General features: G+C 49.0%; 18 protein-coding genes. 13 read left to right on the forward strand and 5 right to left on the reverse strand.

Annotated elements, in window-relative coordinates; all coding sequences use genetic code 11:
• The 9 genes from Q0144_RS08655 to Q0144_RS08695 form a co-directional block, all read left to right on the forward strand.
• On the forward strand, positions 1-911 hold a 911-nt coding region (locus Q0144_RS08655; RefSeq protein ID WP_298063370.1), incomplete at its 5' end, for a flavocytochrome c.
• Positions 912-1,324: 413 nt separating this feature from the next.
• The gene (gene proB / locus Q0144_RS08660) at positions 1,325-2,446 is read left to right on the forward strand and encodes a glutamate 5-kinase (protein ID WP_298063374.1); all 1,122 of its coding nucleotides are present in this window, start codon (positions 1,325-1,327) and stop codon (positions 2,444-2,446) included.
• Positions 2,447-2,493: 47 nt separating this feature from the next.
• Positions 2,494-2,682: a hypothetical protein gene (locus tag Q0144_RS08665; protein WP_298063376.1), complete on the forward strand. Its 189-nt coding sequence runs from the start codon at positions 2,494-2,496 to the stop codon at positions 2,680-2,682.
• A 172-nt stretch (positions 2,683-2,854) separates the two neighbouring features.
• Entirely contained in the window at positions 2,855-4,111 is a 1,257-nt protein-coding gene (locus tag Q0144_RS08670; protein WP_298063378.1) for a glutamate-5-semialdehyde dehydrogenase, read from the forward strand.
• 386 nt (positions 4,112-4,497) lie between these two features.
• A complete protein-coding gene (locus Q0144_RS08675; RefSeq protein WP_298063380.1) occupies positions 4,498-5,241 on the forward strand; it encodes an amino acid ABC transporter substrate-binding protein in 744 nt (247 codons plus the stop codon).
• Between the two features lie 93 nt (positions 5,242-5,334).
• On the forward strand, positions 5,335-6,084 hold the full coding sequence (locus tag Q0144_RS08680) for an amino acid ABC transporter substrate-binding protein (RefSeq protein ID WP_298063383.1): 750 nt from the start codon (positions 5,335-5,337) through the stop codon (positions 6,082-6,084).
• Positions 6,081-6,749 carry an amino acid ABC transporter permease gene (locus tag Q0144_RS08685; RefSeq protein WP_298063386.1) on the forward strand — a complete coding sequence of 223 codons (669 nt, stop codon included), beginning with the start codon at positions 6,081-6,083 and terminating at the stop codon, positions 6,747-6,749. The genes Q0144_RS08680 and Q0144_RS08685 overlap by 4 nt, the downstream gene beginning before the upstream one ends.
• Positions 6,749-7,483 (forward strand): amino acid ABC transporter ATP-binding protein, encoded by a 735-nt coding sequence (locus Q0144_RS08690; RefSeq protein ID WP_298063388.1) that lies wholly within the window; start codon positions 6,749-6,751, stop codon positions 7,481-7,483. Before Q0144_RS08685 ends, Q0144_RS08690 begins: the two co-directional genes overlap by 1 nt.
• Before the next feature lie 25 nt (positions 7,484-7,508).
• Complete coding sequence (locus Q0144_RS08695) at positions 7,509-8,645, forward strand: PLP-dependent aspartate aminotransferase family protein (RefSeq protein ID WP_298063390.1); 1,137 nt, start codon at positions 7,509-7,511, stop codon at positions 8,643-8,645.
• Positions 8,646-9,287: 642 nt separating this feature from the next.
• Here Q0144_RS08695 and polA read toward each other — a convergent pair.
• On the reverse strand, positions 9,288-12,104 hold the full coding sequence (gene polA, locus Q0144_RS08700; protein WP_298063392.1) for a DNA polymerase I: 2,817 nt from the start codon (positions 12,102-12,104) through the stop codon (positions 9,288-9,290).
• A gap of 144 nt (positions 12,105-12,248) precedes the next feature.
• Between polA and Q0144_RS08705 the strand changes: the two genes are divergently transcribed.
• From Q0144_RS08705 to Q0144_RS08720, 4 genes are all read left to right on the forward strand, one after another.
• Complete coding sequence (locus tag Q0144_RS08705) at positions 12,249-12,593, forward strand: hypothetical protein (protein ID WP_298063394.1); 345 nt, start codon at positions 12,249-12,251, stop codon at positions 12,591-12,593.
• 18 nt (positions 12,594-12,611) lie between these two features.
• Positions 12,612-13,787 carry a peptidase M50 gene (locus Q0144_RS08710; protein ID WP_298063396.1) on the forward strand — a complete coding sequence of 392 codons (1,176 nt, stop codon included), beginning with the start codon at positions 12,612-12,614 and terminating at the stop codon, positions 13,785-13,787.
• The gene (locus tag Q0144_RS08715; RefSeq protein ID WP_298063398.1) at positions 13,784-14,089 is read left to right on the forward strand and encodes a metal-sulfur cluster assembly factor; all 306 of its coding nucleotides are present in this window, start codon (positions 13,784-13,786) and stop codon (positions 14,087-14,089) included. Before Q0144_RS08710 ends, Q0144_RS08715 begins: the two co-directional genes overlap by 4 nt.
• 75 nt (positions 14,090-14,164) lie before the next feature.
• A complete protein-coding gene (locus tag Q0144_RS08720) occupies positions 14,165-15,253 on the forward strand; it encodes a hypothetical protein (protein WP_298063400.1) in 1,089 nt (362 codons plus the stop codon).
• A 96-nt stretch (positions 15,254-15,349) separates the two neighbouring features.
• On the opposite strand, the gene Q0144_RS08725 is transcribed toward Q0144_RS08720, so the two are convergent.
• Genes Q0144_RS08725 through hsrA form a run of 4 tightly spaced genes read right to left on the reverse strand, consistent with a single transcriptional unit; the run spans position 15,350 to position 19,045 of the window.
• Positions 15,350-16,792 (reverse strand): Ppx/GppA phosphatase family protein, encoded by a 1,443-nt coding sequence (locus Q0144_RS08725; protein WP_298063402.1) that lies wholly within the window; start codon positions 16,790-16,792, stop codon positions 15,350-15,352.
• A complete protein-coding gene (locus tag Q0144_RS08730) occupies positions 16,793-17,038 on the reverse strand; it encodes a YfhL family 4Fe-4S dicluster ferredoxin (RefSeq protein WP_005871264.1) in 246 nt (81 codons plus the stop codon).
• 49 nt (positions 17,039-17,087) lie between these two features.
• Positions 17,088-18,335, reverse strand: coding sequence for a HAMP domain-containing sensor histidine kinase (locus Q0144_RS08735; protein ID WP_298063405.1), 1,248 nt, complete (start codon positions 18,333-18,335; stop codon positions 17,088-17,090).
• A 38-nt stretch (positions 18,336-18,373) separates the two neighbouring features.
• A complete protein-coding gene (gene hsrA, locus Q0144_RS08740) occupies positions 18,374-19,045 on the reverse strand; it encodes a homeostatic response regulator transcription factor HsrA (protein WP_005871260.1) in 672 nt (223 codons plus the stop codon).
• Between the last annotated feature and the right edge of the window lie 2 nt (positions 19,046-19,047).

Consider the following 19,047-nt stretch of genomic DNA (forward strand, 5'->3'; position numbering starts at 1 on the left):
AATTTGATCCAAAGAGCCAAAAAGACGACGCCGAAAACACTACCGGAACTAAAAAAACTATAAAAGCTAAAAAAGGCGTAGTACTAGCCGCAGGCGGATTTTGCCGCGACGTATTCTTTAGACAAGTCCAAGATCCGTCTATCTTGCCTACTACGGATAGCACCAACCACCCGGGCGCAACAGCAGGCGCTATGAAAGAGGCATTTAGGATCGGCGCAACTCCAGTTCAGCTAAGCTGGATACAGTTTGGTCCATGGGCATGCCCTGATGAAAAAGGCTTCGGCGTAGGCTCTATGTTTAACGTAAACGGAAGTTTCCGCTACGGAATTTCAGTCGATCCAAGAACCGGCAAACGCTATATGAACGAGCTAGCAGACCGCCGCACTCGCTCTCAAGCTATGTTTAAAGTAATCGACGCAAAAGCCGATATCTATCCGATAAACTTCTGCGATAGCGATGGCGTAAAAAACATGGTTATACCTGAGCACTACACTAAACCGCTAGAATCTGGCGTACTAAAGAAATTTGAAACTCTAGACGAACTAGCGGCATTTTATAAAATCCCTGCCGCAGAGCTAAAAAAGACGGTCGAGAGATACAATAGCTTCGTTAAAAACGGTAAAGACGAAGACTTTGGCAAACCAATGGATAAAACCACTACAAACGGCGTAGATATCTCCAAACCACCTTTCTACGCTATGCGTGGTACGCCAAAACTTCACCACACTATGGGCGGTATCGATATCAATACCAAAGCTCAGGTTATCTCTTTACAAACCGAGATGCCTATCCCAAGATTATTTGCCGCAGGCGAGATCACCGGCGGCGTACATGGAGCTAGCCGCTTAGGTAGCGTGGCGATTGCTGACTGCTTAACGTTTGGTATGATAGCCGGTGAGAATATAGGCTAATTTGAGGCGTCTTTTGAGCGCTTTTTGCGGAGCTTGCTAAAATTTTGCTTGGCAGACTATTTTGTCTAGCCTGCGCAAAATTTTAGCCGCGTAACCCCAAAAATCGCCTCGAAATATTTGCAAATCTTATTTCGTATCGCAGGTCAAATTTAAGATTAAATTTGAAAATTCGGTCTGCGATACTTTTAAATTTAAAGTCAAATTTATAAAATTTACTCCGCCAAAATTTAAAACTCGCAGCGCGGCAGCGCCAAATAAATTTAAACCTGCGCACAGGCGCCACAAATATAGTGCTTAGAAAAAAAGAGAACTGCTTTAGAAATTTTAACCAAAAGTGCGCCGCGCACAGCTCAAAACATAAAATTTAAAATAAGCCGTTTTCGATATAATTTTCAAAAATTTTGGAGCGGAAAATGAACAGAAAAGAGCTTCTGGGCGGCGCAAAACGTATCGTCGTAAAGATCGGTACTTCAACGCTTACGAACGCAGACGGCTCGCTAAATGAGCGGCTCATCAAAAGTCTAGTCGCGCAAATTTGCAAGCTAAAAGATGCGGGCTTTTGCGTGGCTTTGGTAAGCTCGGGTGCCGTGGGCGCGGGCATGGGGCTGCTAGGCATCGTGCAAAGACCTAAAATTTTAAGCCGCAAGCAGGCTCTAGCGGCGGTCGGACAGGTCGCACTGATGCATCTTTACGAGCGGCTATTTTGGGCGCATGACCGCATTATCGCGCAGCTGCTGCTAAGCCGCGGCGATTTTAGCGACAGAGCGCGCTATCTTAGCGTGCGAAACGTCTGCGCGGAGCTACTCTCGCGCGGCATCGTGCCGATCATCAACGAAAACGATCCCGTCGTAGCAGATGAACTCAAAGTGGGCGACAACGACACGCTAAGCGCTCTCGTTGCGGGGCTAATCGATGCTGATCTGCTCGTGATTTTAAGCGATATCGACGGGCTGTACGACAAAAATCCGAGCGAGCACGCGGACGCAAAACTTTTAAGCTTTATCGAAAAAATCGACGAGCACGTCGTCAAAATGGCAGGCGGCGAGGGCAGTAAATTCGGCACGGGCGGCATGGCGACCAAGATCGCGGCGGCGCAAATGGCAAATCAGATCGGCACTAGCCTGATCATCGCAAACGGGCGTACGGACGGAATTTTGCTTAAAATAGCGGCGGGCGAGGAGGTAGGCACCCTCTTTAGCGCGGGCGCGGCGCGGCTTAGCTCGCGTAAATACTGGCTCGCATACGGCGCGATTAGCAAAGGCGCGGTGATTATCGACGCAGGGGCGGCAGAGGCGATAAAATCGGGCAAAAGCCTGCTTGCGGTCGGGATTGCCGAGGTGCGCGGCGAGTTTGAGCGCGGCGAGATCGTAAACGTCTGCGCGACCGACGGCAAGCTGCTAGCGCACGGTATTAGCAACTATTCAAGCTGCGAGCTTGCGCGCATAGCGGGGGTAAAAAGCGATGAGATAGAGCAAGCTTTAGGCTACAAAAGCGACGATGACGCAATCCACGCGGATAATATCGCGCTGCAATGAAATTTTAGCCGTGTTCGCGCGTTTAAAATTTTAAACGGAGGACGTAGATGAAAAAGATTATATTTTTTGCGCTACTTTTGACGGGTGCGGCTTGGACGGCGAAATTTGACGAACTGGACGCCGATAAAAACGGCAAGCTAGACGTTTTTGAACTGCGCGGATATGAGCTGGCGGATTACGTAAAAGCGCCAGTGCGAATTGAAATGAGAAGGTTGGGCGTAATGCCTGGCGAGTAAGCGAAATTTTGACGCAAGAAAATCCGAAATAAAATGGCCCAAAGCGCGCTAAATTTAAGCCGTCGTGCGCGGATAAAAATAAGACGCACTGGAATTTTAGACGCGATAGAAGCGACGCTCGCGGCATTTTTATACGCAGCATGCGATTTGATTTATAGATTAAGGAGCGAAAATGAACGAAATTTTAGATATCTGTAAGCGCGCAAAGGCCGCTTGCGGCGAGCTTTTGAGACTTGGTAGCAAGGCTAAATTTGAAATTTTAAACGCCGTGGCGGATGAGCTGCTCGCACAAAAGGACGCGATAAAAGCGACAAACGCCAAAGACCTTACAAACGGCGAGAAATCGGGCTTGAACGCAGCGCTGCTAGACCGTCTAAGGCTAACCGACGCCCGTATCGAGGCGATGGCGCAGGGCGTGCGCGAAGTGGCGGGATTTGCAGAGGTCGTGGGCGAAAATCTAGGCGGCTGGAGCCATCCAAACGGCATGCAAATCAACCGCGTCCGAGTGCCGCTGGGGGTGCTTGGTATCATCTATGAGAGCCGTCCAAACGTCAGCATCGACGCGGCGGCTCTGGCGCTAAAAAGCGGCAATGCAGCGATCCTGCGAGGCAGTGCTAGTGCGCTAAATTCGAATATCTTTTTAGTAAATTTATTTAACGAGGCGGGGGCTAAATTTGGCCTTCCAAAAGGCGCCGTGCAGCTCGTGGAGAGCGCAGATCGCGAAGTAGTGGCGCAAATGGCGAAAATGAGCGAGTATATCGACGTTTTGATACCGCGCGGCGGCAAGAGCTTAAAAGATTTTATCGCGCAAAACGCGACCGTACCGATCATCATGACGGGTGAGGGAGTTTGCCACATCTTTGTCGATGAGAGCGCAAATTTGAGCGAAGCGGCAAAGATAATCAAAAACGCCAAAATCCAGCGTCCAAGCGTCTGTAACGCCGTTGAGTGCGTGCTTTTGCATGAGCGCGTGGCGGGTAAAATTTTACCGGAGCTTGTGCGCGAGATGCCCGAGGTCGAGTTTCGCGTGAGCGACCAGCTTTTGGGCTCGTGCGCGGATCTGCGAGGCGCAAAAAACGTCAAACTTGCAGGCGAGAGCGACTTTGGCGCCGAGTTTTTGGATCTCGTGCTAGCCGTGCGCGCGGTGCGGGATACGGGTGAGGCGATCAGCTTTATAAACGCGCATTCCAGCGGACATTCGGACGCAATTTTGAGTGAAAACTATGCAAACATCGAGCGGTTTTTAAACGAAGTCGGCAGCGCGATCGTCTACGCCAATGCCTCGACGCGCTTTAGCGACGGCAGCGAGTTTGGATTCGGCGGCGAGATCGGCATCAGCACGCAAAAGCTGCACGCCAGAGGGCCGATGGGGGTGAGAGAGCTCACGACCTATAAATACGTCGTCCGCGGAGGCGGGCAAATTCGCTAGCGGCTCGTCTTTTTCAAAAGGATCATCTTGCGAGCGCTTTTGAGAGAAATTTTGCTTCTCTTGCGCTCGCAACTGCAAGCAGAAGTCTAGCTTGCGCAAAATTTTAGCTTCTAACTCAAAAAAATCGCCTCGAAATACTTGCAAATTTTATTTTATATCGCAGGCTGAATTCCTTCTGTGAGACTTTTACCTAATAAACTTGAAATTTTATAAATCACCTCTGTCAAAATTTTAAAAATATATGAGCTAAAGTTTTGTCATGCAGGCGAAATTTTGTATCACGTCTTACTAAAATTTAGAATTTTTAATAAAAATTATATATTCCGCACGATATAATCGCGCATCTGCTCGCAGCGCGAGCGATAGCTAAATTTCAAGGAGATGTAATGAAAATATTTAAAGCCCTGCTCGCAACAGCGCTGATCACCGCCGCCCTAAGCGCTAAGACGCTCAAAGAGGGCACGCTCGTAATAGCCACGGAGGGGACTTACTCGCCGTATTCTTTCTATGACGAGAAAAATAATCTTACCGGCTTTGATGTCGATATCGCTCGCGCGCTGGCAAAAGAGCTAGGGCTAAAAGCGGAATTTTTAACCGCACCGTGGGATGCGATGCTCGCGGCATTTGACGCAGGCAAAGCAGACATAGCGATGAATCAAGTAAGCATAACGCAGGAGCGCAAGAAAAAATATAATTTCAGCGAGCCTTATACCGTGGCTTATGCTGCGCTAGTAGTGCGAGCTGATAACGAGGAGATTAAGAGTTTTGCGGATCTTAAAGGCAAAAAAAGCGTTCACTCCGCTACCAGTAACTGGGCAGACATGGCGCGCAGCTATGGCGCCGAGATCGTTACGGCAGACGGATTTAGCAAGGGCGTGGAGCTCATCATAGCTCGTCGCGCAGACGCTACGATCAACGACAACATCACATTTTTCGACTATATGAAGCAGCGCCCGAACGCCCCGCTAAAGATCGCAGCTCAAGGCAATGAGCCGATCTATTCCGCCGTGCTGCTTAAAAAGGATGATGAGCTGACGGCGCAGATAAATTCCGCGCTAAAATCGCTAAAGCAAAAAGGCGTGCTGAAAGAAATTTCACTTAAATATTTTGGCAAAGACATTACGGAGTAAATTTTACGACCGCTTAGTTGAAGCGTGGAATTTTAAACTTAGCTGAGCGGAATTTCGCATTTTAAATTTCGCTCATAAAATTTTGGAGGAATTATGAAAAATTTAATAAAAACTTTGCTTGCGTGCGCACTTTTAATATGCGGCGCAAACTCTAAAACGCTACGCGAAGGTACGCTTAAAGTAGCTACGGAAGGCACCTTTTCGCCATTTTCGTATTATAACGACAAAAATGAGCTCGTAGGATACGACGTAGATGTCGCGCGCGCAGTCGCCGAAAAGCTTGGTCTAAAAATAGAATTTCTAACTGCGCCTTGGGATGCGATGCTTGCAGCATTTGATGCAGGCAAAGCAGACGCTGTGTTTAATCAAGTAAGCATTACTGATGAGCGCAAGAAAAAATATGAGTATTCTGTGCCCTACACCGTCGTTTACGGAGCTATCATCGTGCATAAAGATAACAACGACATTAAAAGCTTCGAGGATTTAAAAGGCAAGAAAAATGCAGACTCCGCTACCAGCAACTGGGCACAAGTCGCTAAAAAATACGGCGCGCAAAACGTAACCGTCGATAGTTTCGCCAAAAGTATGGAGCTGCTGATCGCTCGCCGCGTAGATACCGTCGTGCGCGATAATACCGTATTTTACGACTTTTTAAAACAACGTCCGGACGCTCCGATTAAGATCGCCGCAAAGCTAAAAGATGTCGATTATAGCGCTGCAATCGTGCAGAAGGGCAATAAAGAACTCGCAGATCAAATCAACAAAGCCCTAAACGAACTCAAAGCCGAGGGCAAGCTAAAAGAAATTTCGCTTAAATATTTCGGCAAAGATGTGAGTGAATGAACGAAACAAGCAGAATTCTAGAGCTTGTTAGCAGCTCGCTAAAGCCGATGGCGCTAGCCCTGCTGCAAGTTACGATCCCGCTTACGATAATCTCATTTCTGCTTGGGCTCGTGCTTGCGGTGCTGACGGCGGTCGCACGCATCGCAAATTTTAAAATTTTAAAGCAGCTAAGCGAAATTTATATTTGGATTTTTCGCGGCACTCCGCTTTTGGTGCAGCTTTTTATCGTCTATTTCGGGCTTCCAATCATCGGGATCACACTTGATGTTTGGGCTGCTGCGATCATTACCTTTAGCCTCAATATCGGCGCTTACGCTTCAGAGGCGGTGCGAGCTGCGATCCTATCGGTGCCAAAGGGACAATGGGAGGCGGCTACGTCTTTAGGCATGAGCTACGCTCAAATTCTGCGCCGTATTATCGCTCCGCAAGCAGCGCGCATATCGCTGCCGCCGCTATCAAATATATTTATCTCTACGCTTAAAGACACTTCGCTCGTAGCCTCGATTACGATGGTCGATATGTTTATGGTCGCTCAACGTATTGCTGCGCGGGCATTCGATCCGCTCACGTTATACGTGCTGGCGGCGCTATTTTATCTAGCGGTCTGCACCCTTCTTACGTTCTTACAATCCAAGCTAGAGCGACGATTTTCAAGGTTCGTGTGATGATAAAATTTACGAACTTAACTAAGCGCTTCGGCGATCACGTCGTGCTAAATGGGCTAAGCTTAGAATTTCGCGACGGGCAAACGACAGTGATTTTAGGAAGCTCCGGCTCTGGCAAATCCACGATGCTGCGCTGCATAAATCTGCTCGAAATTCCAAGCGGCGGCGAGCTACAGCTAGGCGAGTTTAAGATAAATTTCGACGCTCCGCATAAAACAAGCGAGTATCATCCGTTCCGCGCGCATACGGGCATGGTTTTTCAAAGCTTCAATCTCTTTCCACACCTCAACGTCTTGCAAAACGTCATCGAAGCACCCGTACACGTGCTAAAGCAGCCACGCGAGCTTGCCGAGGCAAATGCAATGGCGCTGCTAAAAAAGGTCGGTATGGCGGATAAAGCTAGCGCGTATCCGGCTCGCCTCTCCGGCGGTCAGAGCCAGCGTGTAGCGATCGCGCGGGCGCTTGCGATGCAGCCTGAGTTTTTGCTGCTGGATGAGCCTACGAGCGCGCTTGATCCTGAGCTTGAGGCGCAGGTGTTAAAAACTATCGCCGAGCTTGCCGCAGAGGATCGCTCGCTTATCATCGTCACGCACAATATGGGCTTTGCACGCAAGATCGCAGATAGAATTTTATTCTTAGACGGCGGAGTTATCGCATTCGACGGCGACGCAGAGGAATTCTTCGGTAGCAGCGACGAGCGCATAGCTAAATTTATCGGAGCGATGAGCTTTTAAATCCATTAAATTTCAAGGAGAAAAGATGAAAGTAGATACCCTAATCGTAAAGGGCATAGAGGCCAAGTCCAACCCCCACAACGCGGTCATTCCGCCGATATATCTAGCCAGCACCTTCGTGCAAGAAAGCCTGGATGATTTCGGCAAATACGCCTACTCGCGCGGCGCAAATCCTACGCGCAACGCCTTCGAGGAACTTTTCGCAAAATTTGAAGGCAGCAAATACGCCTTCGCGCTAGCCTCGGGTATGGCGGCTACGAGCGCTGCATTCGCGCTGCTTAAAAGCGGCGATCGCGTGCTGCTAAATAACAACGTCTACGGCGGCACCTATCGCTACGTAAGCGGGATTTTTAAAAATCAAGGGATCAATTACGACTTGGTGGATGATCTAAATTTGATCAGCGAAATTCCGAGCGACGTCAAAATGGTCTTCATCGAAACGCCATCAAATCCGCTTTTACGAGTAACCGACATTGAGCGTATCAGCGAGCTCGCGCACAAAAACGGCGCGCTTGTGGTTATGGATAATACCTTTTTGACCCCATATTATCAGCGCCCGCTAGAGCACGGCGCAGACATCGTGGTTTATAGCGCGACCAAATACATAGGCGGGCATGCCGATCTGATCGCCGGCATCGTTACGACGAATGACGACGAGCTTGCCGCAAGAATTCAGTTTATGAAAAACACTCTGGGCGCGACGCTATCGCCTACCGACGCGTATTCGCTCATACGCGGGCTTAAAACGCTAAGCGTGCGCTTCGACCGTCAGAGCGAAAATACGCTAAAGATAATAGAATTTTTACGCGGTAATCCTGCGGTAGAGGCGGTAAATTTTGCAGGCTCGCATTCGGCTAACGAAAAAGAGATACAAAATCGCCAAGCCAGCGGCATAGGAGCGGTCATCTCACTGGTGCTTAAGCCGCAATACGACTATAAAACCTTTGCGCGCAGCCTTGAGCTATTCGATCTAGCTGTGAGCCTGGGCGGCGTAGAGAGCCTGATCTGCCACCCCGCGTCGATGACGCACGAGAGCTATCCGCGCGAGCTGCAAGAGCGCATCGGTATCAGTCAAAATTTGCTGCGTCTAGCCATAGGCATCGAAAACGCGGACGATCTCATAGCGGACCTTGCCGCCGCGCTAGAAAAATCTAAAAAATAGGCGGCGCGAAATTTGCGCTAGCTCGCGGAATTTCTATGCAGGCTTGTAAAATTTACGCGGGCAGAATTCATGCCAAAATTTAGTCCGAAATCCTTATAGCTTCGCTCGTGAGGCTATAAGGGCGTCGGTTTTTACGAACCGGCGCGCAGGGCGGGTTTAAAAAGACCCGCCGCCGATCATCTCATCTTACAAAAATCGCTTTTCGCAAAACCTATGTCCATTTTCTCGCGGGCTAAATTTTGTATGGATTTTCACTCGTTAAATTTCATGAGGCGCGTGGCTTTGTGTAAAATTTAAATTTAAAAATTCCGCCACTACGCCGCTGAAATGAAATTTTAATTTATACGCACGGCAAAATTTACCCAGACCTCTTGCTAAAACGCATCGTTTAAATTTAATTCGGATAAATCTATCTAACCGCCGTTTGATATTGCCGAGCGGAGAGCTTAAATTTAATCAAAATTTTAAAGGCGTCGGCGATCTGTGCCGCACCACGCCAACCGCTCGTAGCTACTCGATCTAAATTCGACGCGATTAATTTATCAAACGGGCAAATTTAAGCTCCGTCCTGCTCAAAATTTAAAATTCTACGCGCCGTTTAAATTCCGCTTAAATTTTAGCCGCACTTTAAATTTGTCGGAGCTACTTCAGCTCGCCCCAGCGCTTGGCGATGTTTAGGCTAGTCTTTAGCGGTACATTTAGGCTCGCCGCACTTTGCATTATCTCCTGCGCGCGCTCGCCGAAGCTCTGCGCCGCCTCGTCCCGCACCTCGAAGATCAGCTCGTCGTGGATCTGCAATATCAGCCGCGCCTCATCGTTTAACAGCGGCGAAATCTCAACCATCGCCTTTTTGATGATATCGGCGGCGGAGCCTTGAAATTTCGTATTCACCGCCTCGCGCTCGTAGCTTGCATAGACCATGTTGTTTCGCGCGTTTGCGAAATCGAAATAGCGCCTACGCCCAAAAAGCGTGCTTACGTAGCCGCCTTCTTTCGCGTCCGATTTTATGCTTTGCAAAAACTCCTTGATCGTGGAAAACGCCGCGAAATAGCGCTCGATATAGCTCTTCGCCTCGGCGCGCGCGATGCCTAGGCTATCGCTTAGCTTGCCCGCGCCCATGCCGTAGATGAGGCCGAAATTTATACTCTTTGCGATCGTGCGGTGCGCGGGCTGCGCGTCGCCGAAAATGCTAATCGCCGTGCGCGCGTGAATGTCCTCATCCGCCCTAAACGCCGCCAAAAGCGCAGGATCGCGCGAAAAGTGCGCGAGCAGGCGCAGCTCGATCTGCGAGTAATCAAGCGAGATCAGCGAGTAGCCCCCCTCTGCTAGGAAGCAGTCCCGCACGTCCTTCGCAAACGTGCCGCGCGCGGGGATATTTTGCAGGTTCGGATTTTTGCTCGCTAGCCGCCCGGTGGCCGTGCCGGTCTGCAAGAAATTCGATCTGACGCGGTTTTGCGGATCGGCCAGAGCAAGCTGTAGCAGCGGCTCGCAGTAGGTGCTTTGCAGCTTAAACAGCTCGCGGTAGTCTAAAATTTTACCCACCGCAGGATGCAGCGCCGTAAGATCCTTTAGCACGCTTTCGTCGGTGCTATAGCCCGTCTTGGTGCGCTTCGCCGCAGGAAGTCCTAGCCGCTCGAAAAGCACGGCGCCGAGCTGAGCGGGAGAGTTGATGTTAAACTGCTCGCCGCAAAGCTCGTAAATTTCATCGGTGAGCTCTCGCAGGGACTTTTCGTTGCGCGCGATTAGGCGCTTTATCATCTCCGCGTCTATCTTGATGCCGCATCTTTGCATCTGCCAAAGTACCCGCACGAATGGAAACTCAAGCTCCTGCGCGAGCTTAAAAAGCGCAGGCTCAAGCAGCCCCTTTAACTTAAAATACAGCCTCAGCGTCACCCATGCATCCTCGCTCGCGTAGATCGTAGCGGCGTCCAGCTCCACGGAGGCGAAGGTCTCGCCCTTTTTGACGACATCGCCGAAATGCACGGTCTCATACCCAAGATATCGCGGCGATATAGAGTCCATCCCCACGGCGTTTGCGGGATCGAGCAGCCACGCTAGCACCATCGTATCGGCAAAGCGCGCGGGCGGCTCGATATTAAAATTATTTTTCACGATCTCAAAATCGTATTTTAAATTTTGCCCCACTACATAACCGCGAAACAGCGAGCTGATCGCGGCCTTTGCGGCGTCCGAAGAAATTTGAGCCGGAGCGCCCAAATAGCTATGCGCGAGCGGAACATAATAGGCGCACTCCTCGTTAAACGCAAACGAAAAGCCCACGATCTTGGCGCTTTTGCTATCGACGCTAGTGGTTTCCGTATCGAAGCTCACCAAGGTCTCGGCGCTGACGCCATCGCACAGCCTCGCAAGCTCCGCGGCATCGGTAATGCAAATAGGCTCAAATGGCGTTTTAAAAGCGCTCTCGCAGCTTTGCCCGCCGCAAGCGGAGCCGCCCGGGATAGAATTTTGCCCCTCTAGCCCCCCTACGACAGCGTCCAAGATAGAGCCACCGCGAGACGGCTCTGCGCCGAAACCTTTGCCGCCCGCGCCCAAAACGGAGCTTTTTGCGCCCGCGCTTTTGCCCTCGCTCCAAAGATCAAGTCCGTTCTGCTCTTGCAAGCTTAACGCGGACAGCAGTCTGTTTAGCGCGTAATCTTTTAAAATTTCGCGGATTTTAAAAAGCGGATTTTGTTGCGGAAATTTCGCGTCCTCTAAAGGCGGGATTTCCAGCTCGTCGTAAAGCGTAGCCAGGCGCTTGCTTATATAGGCGCTCTGCTTCCCTTCTATCAGATACTCGCGCTGTTTGTTTTGCGGCAGGCGGTCTAAATTTGAATAAATTGCGTCGAGCGAGCCCCATTCGTCCAAAAGCTTCTTCGCTCCCTTGTCGCCGATACCGCGCACGCCCGGGATATTATCGGCGCTGTCGCCGCAGATCGCCAAAAAATCCACGATCTGCTCGGGATAGACGCCGTAGCGCTGCAAGCACTCCTCTCTTCCGTAAAGCATCTTTTTGCCGTGGCTGTAAATTTTAACGTTTTCGCCGATGAGCTGATACAGGTCCTTGTCAGAGGTAACGATATTGATTTTATGCGTGGCGCCGTGCTTTTTAACGACGCTTGCGATGAGATCGTCCGCCTCGTAACCCTCGCGTCCGAGCGAGTAAAGCCCCATCTTTTCGATCATCTCGATGCAGACCGGTAGCTGCTGCAAAAGCGCGGGCGGCGGGGCTTGGCGGTTGGTTTTGTAGTTCGGATCGATATCCGAGCGGAAGGTCTTGCCCTTGCTATCCAGAGCGAAAATTATATAATCGCTCTTAAATTCCTTCGAAAGATTTGCGATGAAGCTCGCAAATCCGCTCACCATGCCGCTGGGTTTGCCGTCTTTGGTCTTAAGCCCGCTCATAGCGTAGTAGAGCCTGAAAAAAAAGCCGAACGTATCGATGATCGTGATGGTCTGCATAATGGTCCTCGGATTTAAAATTTTAACGCGTAGTGTATTAAAATTCGGCTAAATTTACAAATTCCGAATAGGACTTGACCTGCCTCATTTCAAAATTTTAAAATTTGCTATATAATCGCGCGAAATTTTAAAAAAGGATCAAGTATGGATTTTTTCACAGACTGGCAGGAATTCGACGCGGCGGGCGCTACGTTGAAATTTTACAAAAAATCGCAAGGCGGCGTGGAGTACATCGGCTTTGATTCGCGCAAATGCATTCCGCCCGAGCCTATGGTAAATGCGCTGGTGGCGCTAAATTTCGTAAAAGACGGCACCAAAAAGGTCGTCATGGTAAATCATAAATTCCCAATGGGGCTGATCCCAAAAATCGAGTCTAAATTTGACATAGTGCGCGAGGATCTGGACGGCGACGCGGTCAAGCTCACCATCAGCCTAAAACCGGGCGCGGTCAATGAGGGCTTCGATACCGACGCGAAGTGCCACGGCTAGAATAGCTTTAAAATTTAGATGAATATCACGACCTTTTCGCCGCCGTTTCGCATCGTAGGCGGCTATTTCATCTGCGGCTTTATCTTTTTGCTTCTAAGCGCGGCGAGCTTTTTAAAGGCCGATTTCGGCGCGATCCAGGCGCCGCAGACGGCGAGCTTCTTTCATGTATTTTTGCTGGGTTTCGTAATCAGCATAATCATCGGAGCGCTCTATCAGCTTACTTCGGTCATTATACAAAAGGAATTTTTCACCGTCAAATTTGCGTTTTTAAATCTCCTCGCCTACGGCGCGGGCGTGGCGCTGCTAAGCGCGGGATTGCTGCTTTCAAGCATCCCTTTGATGCACGCAGGCGGCGCCGTTTTGCTGCTTAGCCTATTTTATTTTACGATCTGCTACGCGCTAAGCTTCATCGGCACGCCCAAATGGAGCTTCCCCGCCGTTGCGCTTGCGATCTCGGCTGCGTTTTTGGCGGTAGGGATCAGCCTTGGCTTCGCGCTCGTGCTAGCGCTTAGCGGCGTGGAGATTTTCGGAGTATATTTTTCAGAAATTTTATCCTATCACATATACTTCGTGCTGGGCTTTGTGTTTTTCGTCATCGTAGGCGCTGCATGCGTGCTGCTGCCGATGTTTAGCCTGGCGCACGATCTAAGCTTCGCGCTAGCAAAAGCTTCACTGGCGCTGTATCTGCTCGCGGGGCCGTTTTTGCTAAAAGATTTTGGAATTTTCATCGCCTTTGCCGCGCTTGCGAGCTTTGTGGCTCAGGCGATCTATATCCTAGCCAGGCGGGTGCGAAAAGCGATCGATTATTGGAATTTAAACGTCTATATCTCGCTGGCGGCTCTGGGCTTTAGCGCGGCATTTTGGCTCGCAGGTCGCGCGGATTTGGCGGCGTTTTGGCTGCTATACGGCTTTTTATTCGCCTTCATCGTCGCGCACCTTTATAAAATCGCGCCCTTTCTCATCTGGTATCACTACGTCTCGCCCTTCGTCGGCAAGCGCAAAATCCCTATGCTAGAGGATATGATAATCAAAAAGATCGCCTACGCAGCCTGCGTGCCGAACGTCTTAGCGCTTGCGTGCGCGAGCCTTGGAGCGCTAACGCCTGCGGTGATCTTGCAAGCAGCAAGCATAATTTTGGTGCTAATCAACACCGTAAATATCTTTAACTACATAAAATTCGGAGAGGAAAAATGAAAGTAACGAAAGAGCAAATTTACGACGCGCTTCGCGCCGTTGTCGATCCCGAGGTGGGCTTTGACGTCGTGTCGCTGGGGCTCATTTATGATGTCGCCGTGGACGACGAAAACAACGCCAAAGTCACGATGACGCTATCGACTCAGTCGTGCCCGCTGCATGAGATGATGGTGGAATGGGTGCGCGCGGGTGCCGAGAGCGTGGAGGGCGTCGGCGAAGTGGAGATCGATCTCGTCTTTGAGCCGATGTGGAATATCGATATGGCGGAGGATCACGTCAAAGAAGCGCTCGGTAGATTTTAAACAGCTTTGCCGCACCCCGCAGTTTAAGCTTTGAAATTCTAAAATTAGACTTAAAATTTATACTTAGGGGCTGCTATGAAAAAATTTACCGACGGCAAGAAAGAGATCCTGCTTCAAACGCAAGGGCTTAGTTTGATTTCAAAGACGCTACAAAACGGCAAAGAAAGGCTGAGCTCTAAAGAATTCGCAAATTGCGATGCTCTGCAAAAAGCTTTCGTAAAAAAGCAAGTTGATGCCCTAAAAAAGGGCTTCATCTATGAAAACAAAAAAGCGAAATTCGGCGAGGCACTAGCGCATGCCTATATCGGCGGCGGATACAGCGGAGCGCTTGGATTTGCCGAGTTTGAGGATAAATTTTACGTCTATAAATGTAATTTTGACGAACACGGCTGCGATTATTTAATCGTGTTGGACGGCGAACTAAGAACTCTTGCGCAAATTGAGCTACCAAAAATTTTAGCGTGGAAAATGACCGCCACCAAAAAAGCTTTAGTGCTTGATTTGGACCACGAATTCTTTCTTTTTGATGGAGAAAAATTCAACAAGCTTTTTGAAGCCTGGGGTATCACAGGAGGAGGCTTTAGTTCTACTCTAAGCGGCAACGGCGAAATTCTAGCCTGCGGCACAGATGGAATTTTAGCTTTCGGAAGCGACAAGAAGCTAAAATTTAAAACGGATTTTTCGGCAAAAGCAATAGGCTTCGGCAATAAAATTTGCGTAGCCTGTGGGGATGAATGCGGCAAAAATATCGCCAGGCTCTACCGCCTAAAAGACTTCGCCGAGCTTTGCCGTATCGAATGCGACGTGGGCTATATCCACTCCCTAAACGTGGGGCTTATCAAAAATGACACGATTTTGATCGTAAATAACGGCTTTGATGAGCTGTATTTTTGGGACGTCGCAAGCAAAAAGCGTCTAAGCGCACCAAAAAACTTGCCAAGAAGCGTAATGAGGTTTGCCGCAAACGATCAAATTTTTCTTACGTATTTTTACGGTGGATTTAAAGCATTCAGCTTAGAGGATTTTCGCCTCTTAGGCGAGTTTGAATGTGAGCACTGCGTCAAAACTGCTGCTATTGAAATCGCAGGCGAGCGCCTTTACGTCCGCACCGACTACGGATTTTTTAGCGTCTATTCTTTAGCCAAGAATGGAATTAAAATTTAAAAAGCGCTATTGATAGGGATTTATCGCCCGCTTCAAGCTCCTAAAATTAAACGAACTCCGCCCGCCTTAAGCTTGCGCGACAAGTAGGGGCGCTATTTAAAGGAATTTTATCGCAAAAATTGCGGGCTTTGAGAGCTTTTTAAGGCTTCCTTTAAGCATTATCAAATTATCCGCGCCGGAGATTTTAAGAGTGGAATTTTCAAAGTTAAATTCTAAATTTTTTAGCGCGTTTTCGCTTAAGAGGCGCGCAAGCTCCAAAATATAGCTGAGCCAGGCAAGCTTGCCGGCGTCCGGCAAAATCGCGCTCAAAGGCGCGAACGTAGCTCCCAGCTCGCGCTTTCCGTGCATCGAGATGATCGCGGCTATGAGTGCCTTTTCTTTGTGCGTCGTGCGGTAGTTCAGCCCGCCGAGCACCATATCCGCGCTGGTTTCGTGCTTGGCATAAAAACCGATCGCCCGCCCGATCTCGCAAAGCGATGCCGCGGTCTGCAGGATTTTAATATATTTTTCGCCCAAGTCGTGTAGAGGCGATAGCGCGCAAAACAGCACCTTTGCGAACTTAGGAGCCTCGCTGGGCTCGGAAGCGAAGCGATCTTTAAGGCTTCTTAGGCTCGGATTAAAGCCTCTAGGCAGGTTTGCGCCGCGCAGAATCGAGCTTAAAAACGCCCCCTCACGCACTCCTACGCCGCTGGTGATGATCTTTTTCGCCCCTAGGCGCCTTACGATCTTATCAAAGATGATAGCGCCCTCTCTTATCGTGTCGTAGCGGTCTTTTTTGATCGGGAATTTCGCCAGATCAAGCGTCTTTGCGCTCATCAGCTTGGCAAAAAATGGCGCGTATTTTTCGTAATCGTAACTGAAATTATGCACTATTTTTAGCGGGTGGTTTTGCAGGCTCATCACGGCGCCCGATAGCGCTCGCGCAGAGCCGCCCATTACGATTAAATTTTGCGTGCGAAACTCGGTGCCTACTTGCGAGATCGCGTTATTTATGTATTTCTCTAGCCCCTTCGTGTCGCCGCGATCGAAAAACAGCTCCTTTAGCCGCACCGTGCCTAAATTTAGAGAAATTTTATTTTCTATCCTGCCGTTTTTTATGTAAGCAAGCTCGGTCGAGCCGCCGCCGATGTCCAGCGTAACGCCCTCGTAAAAGTCGCTAAGCAAATTCTGCGCCGCATAGGCGCCTAGATACGCCTCCATCTGCCCGTCTATCTTGCGGATCGTGATGCCCGTTTGCTTGCGGACGAGATTTATAAACTCGGCTCCGTTTGGCGCATCGCGAAGCGCAGATGTACCGATGCAAAGCACGCGCTTGGCCTTGTAATTGCATACGAGGGTTTTAAATTTTTTAAACGCCAGCAGGCATTTTTGCATCGCTTCGGTGGTTAAAATTCCGCCGTTTTCGTAGGCGCCTTCGCCTAGTCGGATCTTGATCTTGTGCTCGGCCAAGATAAAAAACCCGAGCCTGCTCGTGCGCTCGAAAATCACGGCTCTGGCGGAATTTGAGCCCAGATCTATGACTGCGACGCGCTTGGGCATTTAAATTTCCATATGGACGTGTTTGTATTTCAGCTCGTCTGCCGTCTCGATATTATCGGGATCGGTGATGATGCACTCGACCGGGCAGACCACGATGCAGGCGGGCTCAGAGTAATCATCTACGCACTCACAGCATCGATCGGCATCTATGATGTATATCGGCTCATCCTCAAAAATCGCTTCATTAGGGCATTCCTCGCGGCAAGCGTCGCAACTGATGCATTCTTTTGTAATCAACAATGACATATAATTTTACCTTACGAAAAAATTTATGGCGTTTATACCATAAAAAGCTTCATTTTGTTTTAAAATAGCGGAATTTCAGGCTATTTCTTAAATTTTTTAGCGGAAGTTTGAAAATCGCGACGATTAGCGAGCGCCCTTTGTCGTTTTTAAGATCTACTTGCGCGCCCATCGCTTGAGCAGCATTTTTGGCTAAAAATAGCCCGAGTCCGGCTCCCGGTTTGCCGCCATAGCGCTTAAAAGGGGCGAAATAATCGATCTCTTCGTTAAGCGGCTCGCCCTTATTTGCGACCCGCACGATGAAATTTCCGTCCGAAATTTCGCTCTCGATCAGTACCTTTTCGCCGTCCGGAGAAAATTTTATGGCGTTTTGGATAAAATTTTGAATCACGTGCATAAAAAGGCTTTTCTGCACCGAAATTTCAAGCTGTTCAGGCTTAAGATCCATCGTCAAGTCCTTGCCTGCCGTACGCGCTAAAATTTTAAAGCCTACGCATAGCTCCCGTAGATACGCGATCATATCGGTCTGCTCAGGCGCCTCAAACTGTGCCCCCTCCTGCCGCCCGATCTCTAGGATGGAGCTGATCATTTTATTCATATTATCGATCGAATCGTTGTTATTTTTAAGCGCCTCGATATATTTCTCGCTCTCGCGCGGCTTAAGAAGCGTAACTTCGTTTTTGGTTTTCATAACCGCAAGTGGAGTCTTAAGCTCGTGCGCGATGCCGATAAAAAGCTCTTTTTGATACAAAATGAAGGTCTCGATACGCTCAAGTAGGCGGTTAATGCTGTTTGAAAGCGGGCTAAATTCACTTGGAATTTCCGCTGCGTCGATCGGCTTTAGAAATTTTTCATCCACCGAAGCGAGCCTTTGGCTGATCAGCTTAATCGGCATCAACAGCATGCGAGAAAGAAACATCGCGTAAAATACCACCAAAAATATCATCGTCAAATTTACCAAAATGATGTCGATGAGTATTTGATTTACGATGTTTGCATAGACGCTCACGTCTGCTTTGATGCTTAAAATTTTATCCTTACCATAAGGGTAGTGCAGCTGTAAATAGCTCCTGCCGCCCTCGGAACTTTCGATAAATTTAGGCTTATTGATACTTTCGTTTTCGATGATTTTGCTCTCGTATTCGCCCGGCGTGTTTTGCAAAAAAGATGAAATTTTCTCAGGCGTCACGGAGGCGTCTACGATTTTTTGTGCTCTTTGGATTAAATTTTGAACGGGAGTTTCGAAGATGGTAATTCTCATATAATTATAGAGCATTACCGAAAAAATGACAATTAGCATCAACGAAGCGGATGCTAATTGTATTACAAAGCGGACTCTTAGGCTTTTTGTGGAAAGCAAAATCTATATCCGCGTCTGCGAACGGTCTCGATCGTAGAGATATTTAGAGGCTTATCCATTTTCTGGCGGATTTGATTGATCGCTACTTCAATGACGTTTGGCGTAACAAGCTCGGGCTCCTCCCAGATGGCGTCTAGCAGCTGCTCTTTGCTTACGATCTGATCGCTGTGGCGCGCTAGGTGCGTTAGAACCTCAAACGGCTTGCCCTTAAGCTCGATCTCTTGGCCTAAATAAGTAATTTTTTCCTCATCAGGATCAATGATTAGATCGTCGATCTTGATGATATTTGAGCCACCGAAGCGAAGTCTAGCCTCAAGGCGCGCTACTAAAACATCAAAGTCGAAAGGTTTTTTGATAAAATCGTCCGCGCCCGCGCGAAGTGCTTTGATCTCGCTTTCTTTATCGTCTTTTGCAGATAGCACGACGACAGAGGTGCGCGCGGATTTTTGCTTAACTAATGCGATGAGATCGATGCCGTTACCGTCAGCTAGCATCCAATCGGTTAGCACCAAATCATAATTTCTAATGCCGATATAATACTCTGCGTCCTTAAAACTCTCGGAAGTATCCGTCTGATAGCCGAACTCCATCAAGCCCTCCGCTATCGTCTTGTTTAAAGTCACCTCGTCCTCGACTATTAAAATTCTCATTT

Origin of the sequence: uncultured Campylobacter sp. (assembly GCF_938045345.1) — a bacterium.
Classification (GTDB): Bacteria; Campylobacterota; Campylobacteria; order Campylobacterales; family Campylobacteraceae; genus Campylobacter_B.